The 20,829-nt window shown below is 32.1% G+C and carries 24 protein-coding genes and 1 pseudogene; 7 read left to right on the forward strand and 18 right to left on the reverse strand.

Features of this window, described 5'->3' with window-relative positions:
- Positions 1–214: 214 nt before the first annotated feature.
- Together AC1RNS_RS03925 and AC1RNS_RS03930 are read right to left on the reverse strand one after the other, a co-directional pair.
- Entirely contained in the window at positions 215–1,102 is an 888-nt protein-coding gene (locus AC1RNS_RS03925; RefSeq protein WP_492990922.1) for a hypothetical protein, read from the reverse strand.
- A gap of 408 nt (positions 1,103–1,510) precedes the next feature.
- Positions 1,511–2,464, reverse strand: coding sequence for an alpha/beta hydrolase (locus tag AC1RNS_RS03930; RefSeq protein ID WP_492990924.1), 954 nt, complete (start codon positions 2,462–2,464; stop codon positions 1,511–1,513).
- 114 nt (positions 2,465–2,578) lie between these two features.
- Here AC1RNS_RS03930 and AC1RNS_RS03935 point away from each other — a divergent pair, with 114 nt between their 5' ends.
- Complete coding sequence (locus AC1RNS_RS03935; protein ID WP_492990926.1) at positions 2,579–3,094, forward strand: TetR/AcrR family transcriptional regulator; 516 nt, start codon at positions 2,579–2,581, stop codon at positions 3,092–3,094.
- Positions 3,095–3,272: 178 nt separating this feature from the next.
- On the opposite strand, the gene AC1RNS_RS03940 is transcribed toward AC1RNS_RS03935, so the two are convergent.
- The 4 genes from AC1RNS_RS03940 to AC1RNS_RS03955 form a co-directional block, all read right to left on the reverse strand.
- Positions 3,273–4,100, reverse strand: coding sequence for a DUF4097 family beta strand repeat-containing protein (locus AC1RNS_RS03940; protein WP_492990927.1), 828 nt, complete (start codon positions 4,098–4,100; stop codon positions 3,273–3,275).
- Between the two features lie 41 nt (positions 4,101–4,141).
- Positions 4,142–4,834, reverse strand: a complete 693-nt coding sequence (locus AC1RNS_RS03945) for an ABC transporter permease (RefSeq protein WP_492990928.1) — start codon at positions 4,832–4,834, stop codon at positions 4,142–4,144.
- Positions 4,827–5,750, reverse strand: a complete 924-nt coding sequence (locus AC1RNS_RS03950) for an ABC transporter ATP-binding protein (protein WP_492990929.1) — start codon at positions 5,748–5,750, stop codon at positions 4,827–4,829. The genes AC1RNS_RS03945 and AC1RNS_RS03950 overlap by 8 nt, the downstream gene beginning before the upstream one ends.
- Positions 5,751–6,287: 537 nt before the next feature.
- A complete protein-coding gene (locus AC1RNS_RS03955; protein WP_492990930.1) occupies positions 6,288–7,436 on the reverse strand; it encodes a DUF418 domain-containing protein in 1,149 nt (382 codons plus the stop codon).
- 705 nt (positions 7,437–8,141) lie between these two features.
- On the opposite strand from AC1RNS_RS03955, the gene AC1RNS_RS03960 reads away from it, so the two are divergent.
- Positions 8,142–8,336: a tyrosine-type recombinase/integrase gene (locus AC1RNS_RS03960; RefSeq protein WP_492991185.1), complete on the forward strand. Its 195-nt coding sequence runs from the start codon at positions 8,142–8,144 to the stop codon at positions 8,334–8,336.
- Positions 8,337–8,782: 446 nt separating this feature from the next.
- Here AC1RNS_RS03960 and AC1RNS_RS03965 read toward each other — a convergent pair whose 3' ends face one another.
- The 4 genes from AC1RNS_RS03965 to AC1RNS_RS03980 all read right to left on the reverse strand — a co-directional run bounded on the left by AC1RNS_RS03965 (position 8,783) and on the right by AC1RNS_RS03980 (position 10,840).
- On the reverse strand, positions 8,783–8,974 hold the full coding sequence (locus AC1RNS_RS03965) for a hypothetical protein (RefSeq protein ID WP_492990931.1): 192 nt from the start codon (positions 8,972–8,974) through the stop codon (positions 8,783–8,785).
- Positions 8,975–9,655: 681 nt separating this feature from the next.
- Complete coding sequence (locus AC1RNS_RS03970; RefSeq protein ID WP_492991187.1) at positions 9,656–10,030, reverse strand: alpha/beta fold hydrolase; 375 nt, start codon at positions 10,028–10,030, stop codon at positions 9,656–9,658.
- Positions 10,031–10,132: 102 nt separating this feature from the next.
- A complete protein-coding gene (locus AC1RNS_RS03975) occupies positions 10,133–10,300 on the reverse strand; it encodes a hypothetical protein (protein WP_492990932.1) in 168 nt (55 codons plus the stop codon).
- A 327-nt stretch (positions 10,301–10,627) separates the two neighbouring features.
- Positions 10,628–10,840 (reverse strand): hypothetical protein, encoded by a 213-nt coding sequence (locus AC1RNS_RS03980; protein ID WP_492990933.1) that lies wholly within the window; start codon positions 10,838–10,840, stop codon positions 10,628–10,630.
- A 580-nt stretch (positions 10,841–11,420) separates the two neighbouring features.
- Between AC1RNS_RS03980 and AC1RNS_RS03985 the strand changes: the two genes are divergently transcribed.
- A complete protein-coding gene (locus AC1RNS_RS03985; protein ID WP_492990934.1) occupies positions 11,421–12,578 on the forward strand; it encodes a Ger(x)C family spore germination protein in 1,158 nt (385 codons plus the stop codon).
- 354 nt (positions 12,579–12,932) lie between these two features.
- Here AC1RNS_RS03985 and AC1RNS_RS03990 read toward each other — a convergent pair whose 3' ends face one another.
- From AC1RNS_RS03990 to AC1RNS_RS04005, 4 genes are all read right to left on the reverse strand, one after another.
- Positions 12,933–13,163: a hypothetical protein gene (locus tag AC1RNS_RS03990; protein ID WP_492990935.1), complete on the reverse strand. Its 231-nt coding sequence runs from the start codon at positions 13,161–13,163 to the stop codon at positions 12,933–12,935.
- 333 nt (positions 13,164–13,496) lie between these two features.
- A complete protein-coding gene (locus AC1RNS_RS03995; protein WP_492990936.1) occupies positions 13,497–13,721 on the reverse strand; it encodes a PepSY domain-containing protein in 225 nt (74 codons plus the stop codon).
- A 598-nt stretch (positions 13,722–14,319) separates the two neighbouring features.
- Positions 14,320–14,448 (reverse strand): CD1375 family protein, encoded by a 129-nt coding sequence (locus tag AC1RNS_RS04000; protein WP_492990937.1) that lies wholly within the window; start codon positions 14,446–14,448, stop codon positions 14,320–14,322.
- A gap of 46 nt (positions 14,449–14,494) precedes the next feature.
- Complete coding sequence (locus AC1RNS_RS04005) at positions 14,495–14,698, reverse strand: hypothetical protein (RefSeq protein WP_492990939.1); 204 nt, start codon at positions 14,696–14,698, stop codon at positions 14,495–14,497.
- A gap of 32 nt (positions 14,699–14,730) precedes the next feature.
- Here AC1RNS_RS04005 and AC1RNS_RS04010 point away from each other — a divergent pair, with 32 nt between their 5' ends.
- The 3 genes and pseudogenes from AC1RNS_RS04010 to AC1RNS_RS04020 all read left to right on the forward strand — a co-directional run.
- On the forward strand, positions 14,731–15,075 hold the full coding sequence (locus AC1RNS_RS04010) for a hypothetical protein (protein WP_492990940.1): 345 nt from the start codon (positions 14,731–14,733) through the stop codon (positions 15,073–15,075).
- Between the two features lie 109 nt (positions 15,076–15,184).
- Positions 15,185–15,658 carry a hypothetical protein gene (locus tag AC1RNS_RS04015; protein ID WP_492990941.1) on the forward strand — a complete coding sequence of 158 codons (474 nt, stop codon included), beginning with the start codon at positions 15,185–15,187 and terminating at the stop codon, positions 15,656–15,658.
- Between the two features lie 212 nt (positions 15,659–15,870).
- Positions 15,871–16,026, forward strand: a pseudogene (locus AC1RNS_RS04020) (tyrosine-type recombinase/integrase); the annotation flags it as partial.
- Positions 16,027–16,129: 103 nt separating this feature from the next.
- On the opposite strand, the gene lepA reads toward AC1RNS_RS04020, so the two are convergent.
- Positions 16,130–17,956, reverse strand: a complete 1,827-nt coding sequence (gene lepA, locus AC1RNS_RS04025) for a translation elongation factor 4 (RefSeq protein WP_492990943.1) — start codon at positions 17,954–17,956, stop codon at positions 16,130–16,132.
- A gap of 334 nt (positions 17,957–18,290) precedes the next feature.
- On the opposite strand from lepA, the gene AC1RNS_RS04030 reads away from it, so the two are divergent.
- A complete protein-coding gene (locus tag AC1RNS_RS04030; protein ID WP_492990945.1) occupies positions 18,291–19,502 on the forward strand; it encodes an HNH endonuclease in 1,212 nt (403 codons plus the stop codon).
- Between the two features lie 31 nt (positions 19,503–19,533).
- On the opposite strand, the gene AC1RNS_RS04035 is transcribed toward AC1RNS_RS04030, so the two are convergent.
- The 3 genes from AC1RNS_RS04035 to AC1RNS_RS04045 all read right to left on the reverse strand — a co-directional run bounded on the left by AC1RNS_RS04035 (position 19,534) and on the right by AC1RNS_RS04045 (position 20,423).
- Positions 19,534–19,866, reverse strand: a complete 333-nt coding sequence (locus tag AC1RNS_RS04035; protein ID WP_492990947.1) for a hypothetical protein — start codon at positions 19,864–19,866, stop codon at positions 19,534–19,536.
- A gap of 5 nt (positions 19,867–19,871) precedes the next feature.
- Positions 19,872–20,009 (reverse strand): hypothetical protein, encoded by a 138-nt coding sequence (locus AC1RNS_RS04040; protein WP_492990949.1) that lies wholly within the window; start codon positions 20,007–20,009, stop codon positions 19,872–19,874.
- A gap of 204 nt (positions 20,010–20,213) precedes the next feature.
- On the reverse strand, positions 20,214–20,423 hold the full coding sequence (locus tag AC1RNS_RS04045; RefSeq protein WP_492990951.1) for a hypothetical protein: 210 nt from the start codon (positions 20,421–20,423) through the stop codon (positions 20,214–20,216).
- Between the last annotated feature and the right edge of the window lie 406 nt (positions 20,424–20,829).

Raw genomic sequence — 20,829 nt, forward strand, 5'->3', positions numbered from 1 at the left:
GCCATCTTCTTTTATTTTCATACACGACCTCCACTATGCAAATTAATTAAAACATCTCAACAACTTCACAAAATATGGTCCTCACATTTTAATGTACAAAAAAACATTCTAGATTCATTACAAAAATCCCATTCATAAATTAAGCGAATGAATTATATCCAATTAAAAATTAATGTGGCGGAATTTGACAGAGTGAATACAACATAACGCCAAATTATTTTTTATTAACAAAGTATCGATTTGATTTTTCGATTATTCTAGCAGGAAATGTAACATCAATATCCTCCATTGGTTTACCTACCAAAATAAATCTGACAGTCCCTATATCGCTTATTCTTTCTAAAGTAATGGGTAATATCATCTTGGAATTTTTAAGAACTATTGCTTTTTTTAACTCTTCGATCCCATATTCAGTAATTAATTTTAAATGTGATTTTAAATTATATTTACTTGGATTATTAATGGCTAAATAATATTCTTGATTATTATCAATGATATCCACTTCTTTTGATAAACTTTTATCTTCGTACAATTCCAAAATATTTATACCTGTTATAGACTCTCCTACCTTTTTTAGCAGGGTATAATTCCCTTCAATTGTTGAAGATTTAGCTCTTTTATTTAAAACATTTAAAGCAAAATAGTTTTGTGTAACAGCTTCTTGTGTCTGTTTAATTTCTAATTCATCTTGAATATCCTTTTCTAAATACTTTTCACCGAATATGTAAACTATATGTTCCCCAGAAGGGATACCTGTTAGTGTAAAGTTGACCTTCTTTTCACTATTTTTAGGGACTTCAATTATATGATACTGCTCTTTCTGGCCACCAATATCAATTAATATTGGGCTATTATCATCCTCTAAAAAAGCATAAATTATTTTTTTCTCATCTTTCTGAGTACTATGAGTTAGTTTATATGACCCCTTAATTTCTCCATTTTGATCTGTTTTAAAAGCCAATTTGTTTTTATCAATTTCATATTGTTTATCAATATCAATTTCTACTTTTCTTCTCTCTACCATTTTCTTCATTTTTCCCTCTTCAGGTAATTCTACTTTATCTATACTTTTCTCATCCCTTTCTATTAATACATGGTTCAAACTAGATCCCCCAAAAATCAAAGAAGGATATTTAACAACTTCTTTTGGTTTTATCCTAACTGAGATGTTTAAACAAGGTAAAAAAGACACTTTAAAAATTAATCTGGATTGCTTTTAGTATTAATCATATTCAATCAAATACATTTTCATTTTTAGCATTTTCAAGAAGTTTAATAATTTCTTTAACTAAACTAGGTAATACATTTTTTATATTGTCTGATTGATGTACTTTACTTAAATCAAAATCTGTTTGATAGTCAAGTTAGTTTCAAAATATCCATTTCACGTAACACAATCACATAATGCATTCAAATTTCCACCATAGTTATTAGGTAAGTCTAGATTATCTTTAATATATCTATTTATGAAATACCTGAGTAGCTAAGTATTACCTATTTGAATAAAGTACTAGAATTCCATTATCTCATTACTGTTTGAAAAACTAGAACTATTCAAAGAATTTACTATCGAATTAAAGGTGTCAGACCTTGTCCACTGGGGAAAATGAGCGGTATTTTTTATACTGAAATAGACTTTAGAAGATCTAATACTTCGATAATAATCAAAGACTATTTCGGAGGAAGCATGATAATCATACTCACCTTCGATAAAAGCTATTGGAACCTTAAAATTTTTATAAGCAGAAAAATCAATTTCTGATACTTCGTGCCATAGCTTAACGATGGACTGTTCAGAACCCTTTAGTCGTTTTATACAATCCATAAATGAATAGTTTTTGGAAAAAATAAAATAGCGATATAATGATAAATACGTACTTTTTCCATATAGAGAAACACCTTGCTTGATTAGTTGACGCATAAAAAACATTAAATCACCATACCAATTATCTTGATTAAACTTTGTGTTTAGAGAAGTAATTCTGTTTTTAAGGCGATGATTATCAATATGACTCACAATGTATTTTTTACTTTTTTCAAACATTTTTTGGGAACAAATAACTTGTCCAACTCCAATATAAAAATGTATCAATTCTGGATACGAAATAATGAATTTCATGCCAATAATGCTTCCCCAAGAATGCCCCAATAAGCATATTTTCTCTTTATTGAACTCAACAAGAAGTTTTTCAATTAAGACCTTCAAGTCAAGAATAAAGTCATTAATCGTAATATGCTCATCTTCTATAAACCTATAATATGATTTTCCAGCACCCCTTTGCTCCCAAATGATTAAAGTATAGTTTTCAGATAAATCTGAATTAAAATACTCAACAAGAGGTAGTGCCGCATCACCAGGCCCGCCATGTAAATATATTAAAATAGGATTATCCAAATTAGTACTTACTACTTGAACATATTGGTTAACACCATTTATAGAATACCATTTGCTATAATTATACATTTTTTCTCCCTACTTTCGTTGACACAGATGTGTCATATAAGTATAGTCTATAAATGAAATAATGGATTTGCAATCAATGGAAACACATTGGTAGTAAGTGTGTCAGGAGAAAAGATGGGAAAAAAAGAAGATATAATTAATGGTCTATTTTCCGTTATGGAAAAATATAAGTTTACGCTAATCACTGTTACCCAAATAACGCAGGAAGCTAGCGTAGGAAGAAAAACCTTTTATAGATATTTTAAAAATAAAGAAGAAGTGCTTGAGGAATCTATAAATTTGTTATTCTTAGAGTACTCCTCCTTTCAAGAAAATTATTTTTCTTCTAAATATGAAGTGCTAATTCATAATCATTTTTTATTTTGGAGTAATCATTTAACATTTCTTAAACTTATGTATAACAACGAACTAATGTTATATATTTTTAAGCAATATCAAAAGTATGTTCCTAAGCTTAATCAAAATTATTTAACTAACAAAGAATTTAAACCTATCACTGCAATTTATGCAAATGCGTTTACTATTGGAATATTTTGGTCAATTCTTTACACATGGATAGAGAATGGAGCAAAAGAATCTCCCGCTGAATTAGCAAGTATATGTATACAGTTTTTACAAAACAGTGTATAGGAAAACTAAAAGCAGATCATTACACCTTGAATCGGAAATACTTTTAAACACATTTAATTCTCAAAAATATTCAAAAAGGCCAGGTACTCACTTTTAAATGAGTGCCTGGTTATCTATTTTTGTAACAACATTACTCATAAGTATTGATGTAATATTTCACTCGTTTTACAATAAGGTTTCATCTTACTGTTAAATCACCAGAAGAGGTTTTAACGATTAATGTATTCATACCGTTCCCTATTACTCCAATAACACTATTTTCATCTTTATCTTCATACATGATATTCTTCAGCCTAATGTCTGGCTTCCCAGAATTTCCTTTAAAATCGATTTTGAGTGATTTAGGATTTTTTCTGAAAGTTGTCTTAACATCCCCGCTTGTTGTTACAATATCAAGTGTACTTATCATTTCTTCTAATATCATCGTAACTTTTCCGGATTTTGTATTTATCTGTCCGTTTAGAGAGCCTAATTCTTCTATATCTACATTTCCACTAGAAGATTTTATGGATATATTATTTTGTGATTTAATCTTTTCAATATTTTGACCTCCAGAGGTCGTTTTTAACTTAATATTTTCAGCTGTTATCTGCCTCATATCAATATCTCCAGAGGTTGTATACACTGACAATTCTCTATAAATCCTTTCAGGTAAAATTACTTGTAAGGTAACATTTTTTTCGCTCCCTAATTTAAAACCTAATCTGTTTTCATTTGTCATGTATGAAACTTTTAGAAGGTCATCTTCTTTTACTATCTTTAAACGAAATTTATCTTTAAGTTTCTTTTGGATGTTTCCTTCTAATTTCACTGTCATACTATTAGTCGGACCTGGTTTAATCTCAACATCAGCAGCAGTAGTTTCAAAATTAATTACTTTAATATTTTTGATATCAATCTCTTTTTCTTCTTTTACTGTTACCTTTGCATACCCTGGTCCCATAAATAAGTAACCCATTAAAACCACGATGCAAATCAATATAACGCCTATAATTACTTTTTTCATCCATTATTACCGCCCTTAAATAAAACATTTTATGTAAAAAATTAGACTAAATCTTGTTTTTCAATATTTCTGATCGACAAATATCCTATAAGTAAACCAATTAATCCAAGAGAAATAGGTATTGCAATAATTGAAAACAAAGTAAAGTTACTACTAGTCGTGCTTGTCAAAGCAACAATAAAAATTGACGAGATAATTGTAGTGGATGCAGATTTTTTAATCATCCCAAATAAAAGTGGAATAAGACTCATTCCTGCTGTAGCCAGAGAGTTAACAAAAGTTATCAATATATTCCTATAAATTTCATCTATTCTAATTTTTCCTGGTAAAATATTAAATAATTCATCTGCTAAATAGAACAGTCCTTCAATAAATAATGTAGACAACAACACATTTATAAAAGTGAAAGCAACAACAATTATTAACTTGGCAGTCATTATTTTTTTGCGACTAATCGGATATGTAAACATAATGTCAATTGATTTATTTTTAAATTCATCTATCACTAATTTAACAATGATAACTGATGCAAAAATAGTGAATGTTGCACGTACTGTAGAGCTAATAATATTCGCTGCCATTTCAAAATCCTCGAAAGGAATAACACCATCATTTTTTTCCAGTATATAAATCATACAAAGGAATGCAATGAATCCGAGGTTTGCTATAAACACTCCTTTCCAATAGTTCAACAATTTGAATTTCTTAATCTCAAGATCAATGAGTTTAAACATGAATCTCGCCCCCATTGATAATCTTCAAGAAGTAATCCTCCAGCGAATAGTCTTTTTTATTGATTTCTTCGACTAAAACACCGTTTAAAACAAGCGTTTTTGATAATTCTCCTTGGGACGTTTTCATATCATAAATACGAATCGTTGTGTCATTAAGCACTTTGAAATTAGTGATATTTAACGTTTTATGGAGTTCATATGCGGCTTTTTTAACATTATTTGTTTTCAATTCGATATACTCTGTTTTTTGAAGGCGAACCTTCTCCATTGATACTTCTTCAATAAGCTTTCCATCCTTAATAACACCGATTGTATCAGCAATCTGCTCCATTTCACCGAGAATATGACTGGATATTAACAATGTCATGCCATATTCTTTACTTAACAACTGAAAAAGTTTCCGAAATTCTTTTATTCCTAATGGATCTAAACCATTTATTGGTTCATCCAGAATCAATACTTCAGGTTTCGTTAAAATTGCACGAGCGATTCCAAGGCGTTGCTTCATTCCTAAAGAAAAATCCTTTACAGCCTTATTTTCAATATTTTTTAGTTGTACCAAATCTAAAGTAGATCTGATTGCATCTTTGTTATAATACCCGATATATTCACAGTGAAGATCTAAATTCTCCTGTGCTGTTAATTTGTCATAAAAAACAGGATGTTCTATGATACTTCCCATACGCTTTAGCATTTCATAGGAATAAAGATTCACTTTCTCTCCAAAAATTTCAATTTCTCCACTGGAGGGTTTAACTAAATTCATAACCATTCGCATAACAGTTGTTTTGCCCGCACCATTAGGACCCAAGAAACCATAAATTTCTCCTTTTTTTACATGCATGTTCACATTTGAAACCACTTCCTTTTCTTGATATATCTTTGTTAAATTATTTGTTTGAATGATGTATGTCATGTTTTTCCTCCTTCTTCCATGTTTTTATTTTATCCATTAAAAATATCTATTTTCTTTCTCATTTCTTACAAAAATCTTAATTTATCATATGGGCGTATTATTTTGTTGGAAAATTCTTTGATGGTTATAAATATACTACTAAGGGATAAAGTGGTTTTTAATGAAGTGAAAACAAAAAGCCTAGGCTCAAAACCTTGGCTTTACTGTTATGCATATTCATTTACCAAATTTGACACCGTTAGATGGCTACAGTTATTGATTATTTACAAGTAACAGACCAAGAAAGTGACATAAAACCTCGTTCTTCTTTGAGTAATGTATATTAATTGCGTTCATTCGTATTAAAATTAATTGTTTTTATGATTTCATTGTATGTTTTGCCATCAATCCAAACATTTAATTTATAGGCTGGGTCAATAGTTTGCTGAAACTCCTTCAATTCTCATTCAGTCTATTCTCTAGATTGCACTTCCTATTTGTATCCCCTGAGGAAATCTAGGTGGTCAGTACCATCATAGCTCCATCTGATGCGCAATTTTAATCCAATTTCCTAGGATTTTTAAAATAAACGAACCACCTTAAAATTGTTTCTACTGGACCGAGTGAAAAACGCTTTAAATAGTATTGACTTGCTTTTAGCTGAATGCCATAAATGATGACCGATAAAAGGATTCCAACAAATATACCCAATTTCCCAAACAGCCCAAAACCGTATCCATAAAAAATAATTGTACAAATGATCGATTGCATTAAATAGTTTGTAAGCGATAATTTTCCAATTGGGGAAAAATAATGGTTCATTTGCGTTTGATAGCGACTAAATAGCCATGCAAATAAGGCAATGTAACCAATCGCTAACACATATGTCCCTGCCGAAAAAATAAATAAGCTGTACGGCGTTTCAAAAATAATGATCCCCTTCAGCAATAGCCCCACGGGTATGAGTAGCGCCACTTTTTTATATGCCTTAGTGCTATTTTCTAACTGATAAAATGCACCCCTTTTTGCCATTCCCATTCCAAATAATACAAATGGACCAACTGCAAGAAAGCTTATGCCAACATAGAAAAGCCAGCCAATTGGTAGGATAAATAATAGTGTAAAGCCACCACCCTCTACAATAAATTCACCTAATCGTTGCGTCAGTATTTCTGCATATGTACCATTTTGGTATATCATGATTTCCGCTGCCGTTAAAGGCTTTACGAGCTGTATAAAACTGCTGCCAAAAAAAGTCCCCACTCCAAGGATTACTGTTAAAATAAAGCCCCACACAAAATATGTTTTCACACGACGCTTTAAGAAAAATAATAACAACATGAAAAGAGTGGAGCCATATGTTAATAAAACGTCTCCTTCCCATACAAGTGCAATATGTATAGCCCCTAATACAGATAGACCAATTGCCCGTCGAAACACAATATTTTTGTACTTTACCCCCAAAGCCTCGCGTGATTCAATCATTTTTATCAAAACATAACCAAATACAAAACCAAAAATCGGATAAAATGACCCTTCTACAAAAATTTTCACAAAATAATAACTTACTTTATTAAGCCCACTCGCCGATTCAATAATTTCTACTCCTGATGAACCAAATTGGAAATACAGCATATTTGCTATTAAAATTCCGATTAGCGAAAAACCTCTCAATGCGTCCATCAGTTCCACACGTTCTACCTTCAATTTCTCACCTTCTTTTACGTCATTAATTACTATACGAATGTAGTCAAGAATAGTTTCGTAGTTATTGTAAAAAAAGGTTATATATACTAATTAATTTATGATCTAATTTTAGAATTTATAAAAACCTGGTTTCTTCCTAATACTTCAAAACTAATTTCTCCTCTTTAAGTTATTAACCTAATTTTTTGATTTTTATAAACATTTACAATAAAAAACCACACCTTTTAAGATGTAGCTGTGTAGGGTTTACGTATCATTGTTGAACTACCTAAAAATCGCCCTTTGCAAAAATCTCAAACTTGTGTCTTAGAGTCCGTTTTTCCCAGGTATAAACCCGTTTTTTCCAGTTGGAAGCCCCTTTTTCCCAGGTATGAGACCATTTTCTCCAGGCTTTGGGAATCAAATGTATCCCCGTTTCCCTAGATAGCTATCTTTTTCTTTTAACTACTTGTAGAAACGTACTAGGCGTTATTTAAATAATGTTCTTCTATTTGACACTAAAAAATCCGTGACATCCGCCAGGGGCTTTATCTTCATTCAGTAGGTGTTTGGCTACCGCATTCATCTCACCATCTGTAGAGGTGGGAGTCTTCTGCTGAATAAAGATAAAGCATTCTCAAAAGAGAACACTTTTATATTGTTTGCTAGAATGGTTAGCATCGTGCGCCAAGCGTCATCAAATATATAATACTGGAAAAATTAAACATTAGATTTAACTATCATACCTTACATCACACACATGCAACAACATTAATCGAGAATGGTACACTTATTAAAACTGTACAAAAAAGATTAGGACACAGCAGGTCATCTATTACCGAAGACCGCTATGTCCATCTTACAGAGAAAATGTCTCGAGGTGCTGTAGACATCTTTGATTCATTTGCTCAAGACCTTTAGGTGCCAGATGAGTATAAATTTCAAACGAGTGGCAAATTCCTAAAAGCTCATATTTATTTCACTAGGAAAATGCCACCTACCATTAATATACCTAATTACTTCGAATCATCCATCTTCAACACAGCCATGAATGCTTCCTGTTTAATAAAGAAATTTTATTGTGTTTTTTTAAATTCTTTCGTTACAAAAAAACTTCCCAATCCCTTGTTTTATAAGGCTCTGATAAAACTTTTTACATCAAAATAAATCTTTAGAAAATATAATAGATTTTAAATTATCGTAGGAAAAATGTCGGGAAACTATTTTTCACTAATTGTACATGCATTATAAATCTAATTCTTGCATTCATTGGAGTAGAAGAAAGAAATACTCACACACAATTTTAGAAATTATTAGAAATAAAGTTTCTGTCGTTTCTGTTTTTAAATAAGAGCAGATTATTTATATTAGTACCCGTATGGACGGTTGTATGGTTGGCGATAGTATGGTGGATAGAACGGTGGATAAAATGGGTAGAACGGGTAGAATGGGTATTGATAACGTGGGCGTCTTCTTCTACGACGTCTTCCATAACTGTCATAGTCATAGTCATCATCATATCTGTCATCTCTATCATACTGTTCATAATAATTTCGCATTATTTTTTCTCCTTTCCATCTCGGTATAGATTATGCTATGTAAGGATTGACAGTCTACGCATTTATCTATATTAACATTCATTACCTTCGATCGATCAAATTGAGACCTCCTCAATTTTAAGGAAGCCTGCCTAAAGGATCCTATTTTGGACGCTCCACAGGTATTTATTAAGCACAAAAGACCACCCATGATGGAGTGATCTTTTAAATAGCACTTCTTTTTAATATTCCCCAATTTTAAAACTACATCATATAGGGAATCTCTATACTTTTGAGATCTTTGTAAGTTTTATTCATTGTAACTAATTTATAACAGAATGTTTCTGGATAAACTCATCAATCTTTTCATTTAATTTAAAGGCTGCTTTCGTCCGAAATTGATGATTTTCTTTTTCTAAAATTGTTAATTCATTTTGAGTTAGATTTTCATGTAGAATAAGGGCATATTATGAAATGATTTGTCTTTCTCACCAAAAACAAGCAATATGGGCGAATTTATAACTTGTAGTCGACTTGTAAAATGTAGGCTAAAACGATAATACCGCTGGATATTCTGTACATCTCCATAGGATGCTTCTTTATACAAATTTCTAAATATTTGTCGTGTCTTGGAATTTCCCCAAGAAATCGCAAGTGTAAGAACTGAAAAGGTTTTTTTATTTGCTTAACTCCTAAAGAAATTCACTGCTTTAAATAAAAATCTTTCACTTCAGACATTCCGCTAATTACAATGCCTCCCAATGCCCTATTGGGATACATCAATAAAAACTCTAATAAAATCGAACCACCAATTGAATAATGACAAATAAATGCTTTCTTTACACCTAAATAATCCAATAAATGAACATCATTTACAATGAGTGAGTAGGTGATTGTTTGTTTGAAACTTCTTCCATGACCTCTAATATCAAAGGTGATCACTTTATAGGTTTTAGATAATTGTTCTAATTGATAAACAAAATTTGTGCTTGTCAGTAATGGAGGATGAATGAAGATAATTGGTGTCCTCACACCCTTTACCTGATAATATAAGCTGCCACATTCTACATCTAACATTGGCACTTCTAATCACCTCAAATTTAACAAGAGACCAAGTATCTAATTCTATCTTGATCCATGAAACACTATTCAAACGTGATGAAACTACAGGCTCTTATACTACTCTTTATTATGTTCATTTTTGTTATCATTTTGATTTAAATCTTCTTGTTGTTCAGAAGGTGCTTCAGTTGAATTTAGCTCAGTTTCATCATTAGCTGTTCCACATCCAAATAATAATCCTGTAGAAAGTACTGCCGTAAAAGTACCTAAAATTATTTTTTTCATGTATTCACCTCATTAAGAAGATTTTATTTTTATCCAAATTATTTTTCGTATACGATTTTTTAATCGACAAAGATTTACCAAGTATAAACGAAACTACCAGTGTAAATACTTTATTACGTATTACCAATCGCTATGAAATCCGAACTTTCCAGACTCCCCCAAAGTCATAGCGATTGGTTAATAATCTATAGACCAAAACAATATCTGTTCAGGTCTATAGTAGTAGAAAAATTTGTACATATATCCTTACTATTTTGATGAATTACCTGTTAAATTATTCGCCACTACTTGTAAAGGTTGTTTCATCTGTTGCGACGATTGATTTATTTATTGTTGTGATTGGTTCATCTGTTGTAAAGGCTGAGTCATTTGATGCAATGGTTGTGTCATTTGTTGTAGTGGCTGCATCATTTGTTGTGTGTTCTGTAGATTTAATTTGTTCGAAATATTTTTCGTGAATTGCTGAAGAGTTCCATTTTGCAACCCTCTAGCTACACCTAAAATAGCAGCTCCAATTACACCCCATGTAAAAAATCTCACTAATAAAAGCCTCCTTCCTAAGTATTTTTGAAACAGGTTTAGTATTGGAAATCATGCTAATACTATACTGAACATTTTTTGGTTTGTTTTTTGTATCTCGAGTCATTTACATATCTTCTTTTAGAAATAATTGATTGAATAGATTAAACTTATTGAGTGAATACTAAAATATTTTAAGAGGAATCGCTATGAACATTAGTTTGATTAACTCCGTTTTTTTAATCACTCCCTATAGTTGATAGCGATTACCATTCCAGCCAATTATCTAAATTACCATGTCTATTAAATATTGATTGTAGGAGGCTCTCCCTTTCCCCTAACCAATTATAAAAAGGTACTGGACGTTCTCCTTGTACTTTGCATCACAGATAATTACAAACACAAAAAGAGACTACCCATCACGAGGGCACTCAAATGAGTGGCTTTTTTTACGTATAAATCCACATTTCCAATTTAATTAGAATCCTTTTAGAACCCCCTTTTTTAAAAAAATATCCTTTTTCTTATAACTATAAATATTTTTGTCTAAACTTACAGCACCAACTTTCAAATACAAACTTCTAAAAGTAGGGATGACAAATTGAAAAGAAAAATTATCTTAACTATTTGCTTTACCATGACACTGTTACTCTCTGGATGTTGGGATGCCTCTGAACCCCAAAGAATGTATTATGTCCACGGAGTCGGTGTAGATTTTAAAGATAATCAGTATGAAGTTTATATACAATTAATTAACTTTTCTGATGTTGCAAAATCTGAAACGCCCAATCCCCAAACGACGCCTTCAGAAATTGGACATGCTAAAGGGGTTACCATGGAAGAAGCTATTTATAAGATATATCGCTCAGTTGACCAAGAAATATTTTGGGGGCATATGAACTATGTTATATTAACTGAAGAAGCTTTAAAAAGTGAACATGCTATCTCTATTATAGATAGTTTTATACGTTTTAGAGAAACAAGATATCAGATTTTAGTCCACTGTACACAGAGCCCAATAGAAGAGACTCTTCTGATAACACCTTTATTAAATAAACCACTTACAAATTCAAAACTAAGTAATCCATTAAAAACACAAGCTTTAGAAACATTTATTGAGCCTGTGGATTTAAGAAGTTTAATTATTGGATTAAATGAACCCAGTCATGAAATGTCTTTGTCATTAGTTTCAATCACCGAAAATTGGGAGTCGAAAAATGAGAAGCCATCAAAGGAAACTTCCATAAATGGTCTCTGCATCCTTTCAAAAGATGGATTTAAAGGAACGATTAAAGGTGAAGCTGCAAGAGGAGACCAATGGATGCTGGCTAAAAAGAATCGAGGAGACTTAACCTTTAAATTAGACAATAGCGAAAGAGATTACTTGACAGTTGATTTAGAGAAAATAGAACTTGATGTTAAACCAATTGTAAAAAACAATCAGGTGACATTTGAAATAGATATTAAATTTGACGCTACAATCAATGGTTTTAAAACTAAAGCAACTTCAGATGAGATAAGACAAGGTATTATTAAAAAAGTAAAAGAAGAAATAAAAACAACATATGAAGAGGGATTGAAAATAGACGTTGATATTTACCGTTTATCTGAATACCTGTACCGAGACAAAGTAAAAATATGGAAGAAGCTAGAGAAAAATGGGAAAATACCCTTGACTAAAGAGTCAATTAAATTAAATGTTTATGTAAATAAAGTAAATCCAGGTAGGAAAACATTTAAAGAAACAATTGTAGAATAAACACAAAAAAGACCAGGCACTCATTTTGAAGTGAGTCCTGGTCACTTGTTTATATGGCTTAATAGTATTTTATGCAAAGTGAAGAATAAACCAAATAAGTAAAAATACTGCTATATCAACCGTTTACGCCATCTGCATAAAAAAGACGTATAAACAATGTTCATAAGAAAAGCCACGAAACTTTGATTTAACAATATTTGTGGCTTTTAAAGTCATTTCCAAGTAATCATTTGGGAACGTTTATTGAATTTATAATGTATATAGTAGTTATTATTCAAGAATAGACATTACAGTAATACTTCAGACAATTAATACAAAAGTACCTGTTTTTTTAAGGAAATTTGAAGCCAACAGTTATCTAAAGTGATAATGAAAACACCAAACAACAAGAAACATACTCACTATCCCCCAAGCAGTGGTACTCCATATCCACCAAATTACGGATTTAGCTTTTGATGAATTTCCCCCGTCTTCCATATTTGCTTTTATAAAAGCGACCTTACTTTCCATACCTTTTTTCATAGAAGTGAGAACAACAAATCCAATTATTATGAAACCAATAGTTATCCAAAGTAATAGGTCCACCTTTACACTCCCTTTATATAATTGAATTTTACCGCAATTTATTATAGTAATTAGATTCTACAAAGATAACAATAAACCTTGTGTTAATTCAAGTGCGTTTTAGTATATAAAATACCCTGTGAAAATAATAATTAATCAAAAATTTTACATAATCACGTATTAAAATGCTGAAACTTAAAGTTCCCAAAGCGTCGTTTTGGAAGATTTTTCACTTAGCGTTGTAAATCCGCTTTTTTCTGGTGCTACCCCATTTTGTGTAAACATGTTCTATTTCATCTATCCAAGTTTTTCCACCGTATACTACAAAGGTTGGTTCATTACCTATAAAGTATTTTAATCGAAATCATTCTCTTCCTCAATTTTACGAATTACACCTGTCTTTGCATTTACTTCTACTTCGTAAATTCTATTATGAGACGTCAATATAAATATTTCATATACTAAAGTACCGTTTTCCATATCCATTCCATAATGTATGATTTGTCCAGGTACTCTTTGCACAGCAATCTGCATTGCTTGTTGTGGTGAAATTCTTTGATTATATGAAGGCATTACCATAAACATATCCTCCTTGTTTTGCATACATGCTCCTATTTTATGCAAACGTAGAGACAACTGTTACCAATATATTTATTTCGTCTTTGCTGAATCGTAATATACAACCCAATTAATCGATCAGTGGTCATTGTACCATTCTGTAAGTCCTTTAAGTGCTATACCATCTTATACTGCACGTGCAATAAAGTTTTCAGTTTCAGTTTTTTTTCATAGTAGGTGAACCTTGATTCCATGCTTGAGTCACTTTGATTTCCTCCTTTGTTTTATTTTCTATACTAAGCCCATTCTTTATGTCCAATTTAAATTGTGCCTCTGAGATTCCCATACTCTGTAAATACGAATAAGGATCAATATGAGTAGTTCCACCTAAATTGTTTGTTATCCATCGATGTGACTTTATACCATTACTGGCACCATCTAACACAATAGGAATGCCAGCATCTTTTGCAAGTTTTCCTAATAGCCAAATATAAAACGTTCATAAACATCTCTTACTAAATCATCACTCATGAGACAGACACCTGCTTTCACTAAAATAAAAGCCCTCCACAAGTTATTATCTGTGGAAGGCAAATTCCCAAGCGCTTAGGAATATTGATTATTCAGCTAAGAAACCTACTCCTGATTCCTCTAAGATTTCTTTAACACCGTCTTTTAAGGATGAAGGTACTTCACTACATTTTGTTTTTTCTAAGATTACTCGTTGTGCAAAAAACATAGTCATCATGGTTTCACCTCCATTCAAATACAAAAAAACCATTGTAAAAAGCGCATCATTTATACACTTTGGTTGCAATTTCTGCAATCAGGTCCTCCATGAAATACATGTGCTCTGTGTTAGCTTGATTTTGTAGCCTTAATATTTTATTTTCTTGCTCTAAACGTGCAGCTCTTTCCTCTGCTGTTTCATCTGTGCCAGCCTTTTTCGGTGCACCTAAACCACCACTTTGATCACGCACTTTATACTCTATCGCCATTACTCAACAACCCCCGATATTAAGTGGATTTTGTGATTGATGTCTACAGTCTCACGAGACGTCTCAAGCTTCAAGATGATATTATTTTTAGGCTCATTTGCCTCATAATAGAACGTATCCATAATTGTCAAAATGAAGAATTAGATTACGAAGGAGATTACTGTAATGTTTGTTCTGCTTATTTAGTAAATGAATGTGATAATAAATATGGTTTTAATCCATTTAACAATGATGAGGAAGTAATTGAAAGACAATCTTGTGGAACAAAATTATCAGGAAATGCTCGTTATTGTCATAACTGTGGAAATCCTTCTACGTTTCTAAGTAAAAAGTTTCTTAGAGAGTGGAATTATGACCCTGATGACATACCTTTTTAAGTGATTCATACATAAAATTTTTTACCCTTAAGCAGAACATACATTCCCTTTAAGGAGGTGGTTTATTAAATAAATTAATAAATAATCAATTTTGGAAGGAGAAAATTTTATGCAAGGCGGAGTTAGGAAACGAGGAAATAAGTGGTACTACTATTTTGATTTAGGTATGGTTGATGGCAAACGTAAAAAAATTGAACACACAGCTGAAGGTGCTCAAACTAAAGCTGAAGCAGAATCTGTACTAAGAAGAAAAATATTAGAGTATGAAAAAGCAGGTACTGTATTTAAACCATTCGAAATGACTCTACATGATTTTTTAATGTTTTGGCAATTAAGACTAATGAATGAAAAAATAAATGAGGATCATCCATTTCATATTGGCTTTCATTGTGGAGTTCGAGTCGGAGAATTATGCGGACTTGAATGGAAGCATATTAACTTTGATGAAATGGCAGTAGAAATTGAACAACAATTGATTAATAAAAAGATTATAGATGAAAATGAAAGGAATATTTTAAATGAGTTGTTGCTACAACAAAATCTAAATCTGGTTATCGTACTATTCCAGTCGGTAAAACCTTAATGGAGATATTAAAGAAAGCAAAAAAGAAACAAATCGAAAATCGATTAAAGTATGAAGAATTTTATCTTCAAGATTCTGATCACGATTTTGTTTGTAAAAAAGAAAATGGGGAACATTACACTCCTGCTGTTATAAAGTATCAAACAAGGGATTTAATAAGAAAAAAACTAAGTATCGATTTCAATTACCATTCTTTATGACATACTCATGCAACGATGTTGATTGAAACTGGACAACCAGTAAAAACTGTTCAAAAAAGATTAGGACACAGCAGATCAGCAACTACTGAAGACCGCTATGTCCATTTAACTCAAAAGATGGCAAGAGATGCTGCCGATATTTTTGATTCCATCGCAAAAGATTTATAAATTGCTGGCACAATTTTAAAGCGGTGGCAAATCGGTGGCAATCTCCTCCACACTGATATAAAAACACACATTTAAAATCCTTATAAATGCTGTTCTACCAACGTTATTTCGAATCATCCATCTTCAACACAGCCATGAACGCCTCCTGAGGGACTTCGACTGAGCCTACTTGTTTCATACGTTTTTTACCTTCTTTTTGTTTATCAAGAAGTTTACGTTTACGAGAAATATCCCCACCGTAACATTTTGCTAATACGTTTTTACGAATTGCTTTAATTGTAGAACGCGCTACAATTTTTTGTCCAATTGCTGCTTGAATTGGCACTTCAAATTGTTGGCGTGGGATTAATTCTTTTAATTTTTCAACGATGACTTTACCACGCTCATATGCAAAGTCACGGTGTACGATAAAGCTCAGTGCATCGACTTGCTCTGCGTTTAATAAAATATCCATCTTCACAAGTTTGGAAGGTTGATAGCCGATAAGTTCATAATCGAATGAAGCGTAGCCCTTCGTATTCGATTTTAAATAGTCGAAGAAATCATAAACAATTTCTGATAATGGCATTTCATAAATAATGCTCACACGTGATGTATCGATATAATCCATTGTCATGAAATTGCCACGCTTCAATTGACATAGCTCCATAACAGCTCCTACATAATCGTTTGGTACCATAATTGTTGCTTTTACATATGGCTCTTCCACACGATCAATTTTTTGAGGATCTGGCATAAATGAAGGATTATCAACATTAATTGATGTACCGTCCGTCATATGCACATGATAAATAACGGAAGGTGCTGTTGTAATTAAATCAATGTTAAATTCACGCTCGATACGCTCTTGAATAATTTCCATATGGAGAAGCCCTAAGAAGCCACAACGGAAACCGAAGCCTAGTGCTTGAGATGTTTCTGGTTCATATTGTAATGCAGAGTCATTCAGCTCTAGTTTTTCTAATGCTTCACGTAAATCATTATATTTAGCTGTATCAATCGGGTATAAACCACAATAAACCATTGGATTTAAACGACGATAACCGGCTAATGGTTCAGCTGCTGGACGAGCAGCAAATGTCACTGTATCCCCCACTCGAGTATCGCCCACATTTTTAATGGATGCTGTTAAATAACCTACGTCACCAACTGTTAATTCAGTCTGTGGTACAACCTTAGGTGTATGTACCCCAACTTCAACTACTTCAAATTCTGCTCCTGTCGCCATCATACGAATCTTATCGCCAGCTTTGACAGTTCCATTGACTACTCGAATAGAAATAATAACACCTTTGTATGCATCATAAACTGAGTCAAATATAAGAGCTTGTAAAGGTGCATCTGGATCACCTGTTGGTGCAGGTATCTTTTCTACAATCTGCTCTAAAATATCCTCAATACCGATTCCCGCTTTGGCAGAAGCTAATACCGCTTCAGATGCATCTAAACCGATTACATCTTCCACTTCTTGACGTACGCGTTCTGGATCTGCTGCTGGTAAATCGATTTTATTGATTACTGGTAATATTTCTAAATCGTTATCAAGCGCTAAATAAACATTTGCTAATGTTTGTGCTTCAATACCTTGCGCTGCGTCCACGACTAAAATGGCACCCTCGCAAGCAGCTAAACTTCGTGATACCTCATATGTGAAATCGACGTGTCCTGGTGTGTCGATTAAATGGAATGTATACACTTCGCCATCTTTCGCTTCGTACTTTAATTGAACTGCATTTAATTTAATCGTAATGCCTCGCTCACGCTCTAAATCCATTGAGTCAAGGAGCTGTGCTTTCATTTCACGGGAAGTTAATGATTTCGTTTGCTCTAAAATACGGTCAGCAAGCGTTGATTTTCCGTGGTCAATATGTGCAATAATAGAGAAATTTCGTATATTCTCTTGTCGTTTTAAACGTGCTTCTCGGTTCATCTTTTCCACTCCTAATTAAACTATAATGAATTATACTATGAAAGATATGCAAAGTACAACAACAACTAGACTAGAAAGCCTATTACATCAATACTTGTAAGTGTTTTATGCGGTTTTTTGATTTTGCAAGTTAATGTATATTACAGCATGATTTTGGGGCTATTTGGGGCTAGATTGGGGCTAATAAAAATAAGGCGAGCGTGTGTACAGGAATGTGTGAGTTATAACAGATTGAGGCTAATTGCTTCAATCTTTTTCATTTGATATATGTAGATATTTACCAGATAATAGAGTTTTAGCATATATTCTATTTAAAAATCGAGGTGGCTTAACTATGGAATGTATTTACTGTAATGAACAGCTCAATGTATCAAATAATAGCAAAGAACACATTATTCAAAATGCTCTAGGAGGCCTACTAGAATCAACTAATATTTGTTGTGACAAGTGTAATAATCTAGTTGAGAAAAGTATTGATAATGAATTTTGCAAAATATTTTCACCTATTTTAACAAGTTTACCTTCAATTAAGAAAACCAATAAATCGAATTTACCCACTTGTGGTGGGCAAGCATTGTTCGAAAAAGATGGAAAGTCTTACAACGTTACTATTAAAAATGGAAAAGTAATTGACTGCATCGATGCAAAACGTTCATATAGAAAAAATTTTACGGATAATGAATACAAAGATTTTAAAATCTTGACTTATAATTTCAACCTGGAAAATAAAAGGTTTAAAAATGGATTAACTAAAATTGCCGTTAATTATGCTTTACATAATAATATTCCGATTGAACAAATTAATAAGTTGATTAACGTTCAAAAACAAGGCAAAGAAGTAAAGAAAATCTCTTTTAACGCACCAATTGTTCCGTTTAAACCATTAAATTCTTTAGATACTTTCCTAGAACTTGAAACGACTATAGAGCTTTATCATAATTTAATTCTTTTCAGTCATGAAAATGTCTTGGTATGTTTCATTGACCTTTTTAACACGTTTCAACATTATGTGATTCTTTCAGAAGAATGGTCAGGACAAAGTATACATCATTCATATCTTCAATTAATCGAAAAAATTGACAGATCCGTCCCTATTCTTAATCCCACTAGTATTAAAGATTTTCATATTTTAGCTAACATGTACAATGTTGAACCCACTTTAGATATTGAGAAACTCAATAAAGATATTAAAATAGCTATACAAAAAGAGCCCTATGAAAAAGATATGATTAGTTATTTATCGAATAGATTATCTCGTCGTGATTGTTCCAAAATAATAAACGCACAAAATTTGAAAGAAATAAGAATGTCAACAAGTTTCTATCTAAATCAAGAAGATGATATTTTAAGAAAAGAAATTTATAAGATATCAACGCCTTCACTTTGTGAATCTACAGGAATAAGAACAATACACTTTTATCCTGAATATCTATCTACATTATTAAACCAAGAGTGTGATTTTAAAAATTACACATTCAATAAATTCAAAAGATTAACCACTTATCTATTAGATAGCATGTCAAAAAACAACGAACAACCCCAATAAAAGTTGAAGCCGCTCGTTGTATCTGATATAGTCAGTTTTCAATATTTTCTTTAGTCACTGTTCCAGTAGTGGCTTTTTTATGTTCCTCGCCTTTACCCACAACTTTCACTACGGTTTCAGTTATATACGTTAACACTTCCTCAAAGCTATCTGGTTCTCTACCAAATTCTTTGATAAATGTTTTTATGTTGCCTTCCATGGTAAAAGCGTTCCAACCTTCCTTACTGTTGTTATCAAATTTAGTAGCTGCATCAGGCGATTGCTCTGATTCACTTTTAATTACTGTCTGATACAATTCTTCTGCATGACTGTTCAGGGTATTAACTTCTTCTGTAATGTTTTTGAACAATGGATGAAAAGCCATATCAATTAAACGAACTGTATCTTGAATTTGTAAATAGACATATAAGCCATTCCACTGTTTTCATGCCAGCCTTTGTGAACAATATCGTCAATGCGTTCTAATAATTTCGCTACAGCACCTTGTACAACTTCTAACTGAATCATTTGCGCCGATAATCCATAAACACTGTGATTATTTCTTGAACAACTGTTTCTAATGTGTGTTGTGCATGTTGCTGCATGTTTTCATTCCCCTTTTTTGTCTATGTTTTATTTAGTTGCGACTGCATTCAAAAGTAATTGTTTGTTACGATCAGACATTACACGCCATTCTTTAACCGTTACTTTCATTTGCATTCACTTCCTTTCTTAATAAAATACTTTTGTTGGTTCATTACGTTCTGATAACCAATTGTAGAAAGGTACCGGACGTACATTTACAGGCTTTTTCTTCATATATGTTGTGTTTGTCGTTGGATACTTACCTATGCGCTGTACTGCTTTGTTGTAGGCTCCTACGTATACTGCACGTAAAGTCTTTGTAACTGTCAGCATACCGTCTCTAATATCGTTGGCCATTTAAAAATGATATCTTTGGCTTTTATTAATTCCTGAATACTACTTACATTAGATGCCAATACCACTTTATGCAGCTCGTCTTTGAAAATGTCCGAAAGTGGTAGCGAATGCATGAAATCATAAAGCATTTGCTGGTACTCATTCATAAACTCTTTGCATGTTTCTTTTTCAGCTTTTGTTGTGTTATAGGCAACTTGTAATGGAACAACCTCAGTAGGCTCATAATAGCTTTCACATGTTTTAGATTGGACAGGTAAAATAATATAGATGTTTGCGCCTCGACCTCCCTTTTCCTTTGTAGTTCTTTGTTTCTTGATAATGCCTAGTGATTCTAATTTCTAAAACCAATATTTTTAAAAATCAACATCAAACAATATTTTTTAATATCATTTTGTAACCAAAAGGT

Source organism: Lysinibacillus sp. GW821-FHT14F06, from assembly GCF_058803665.1.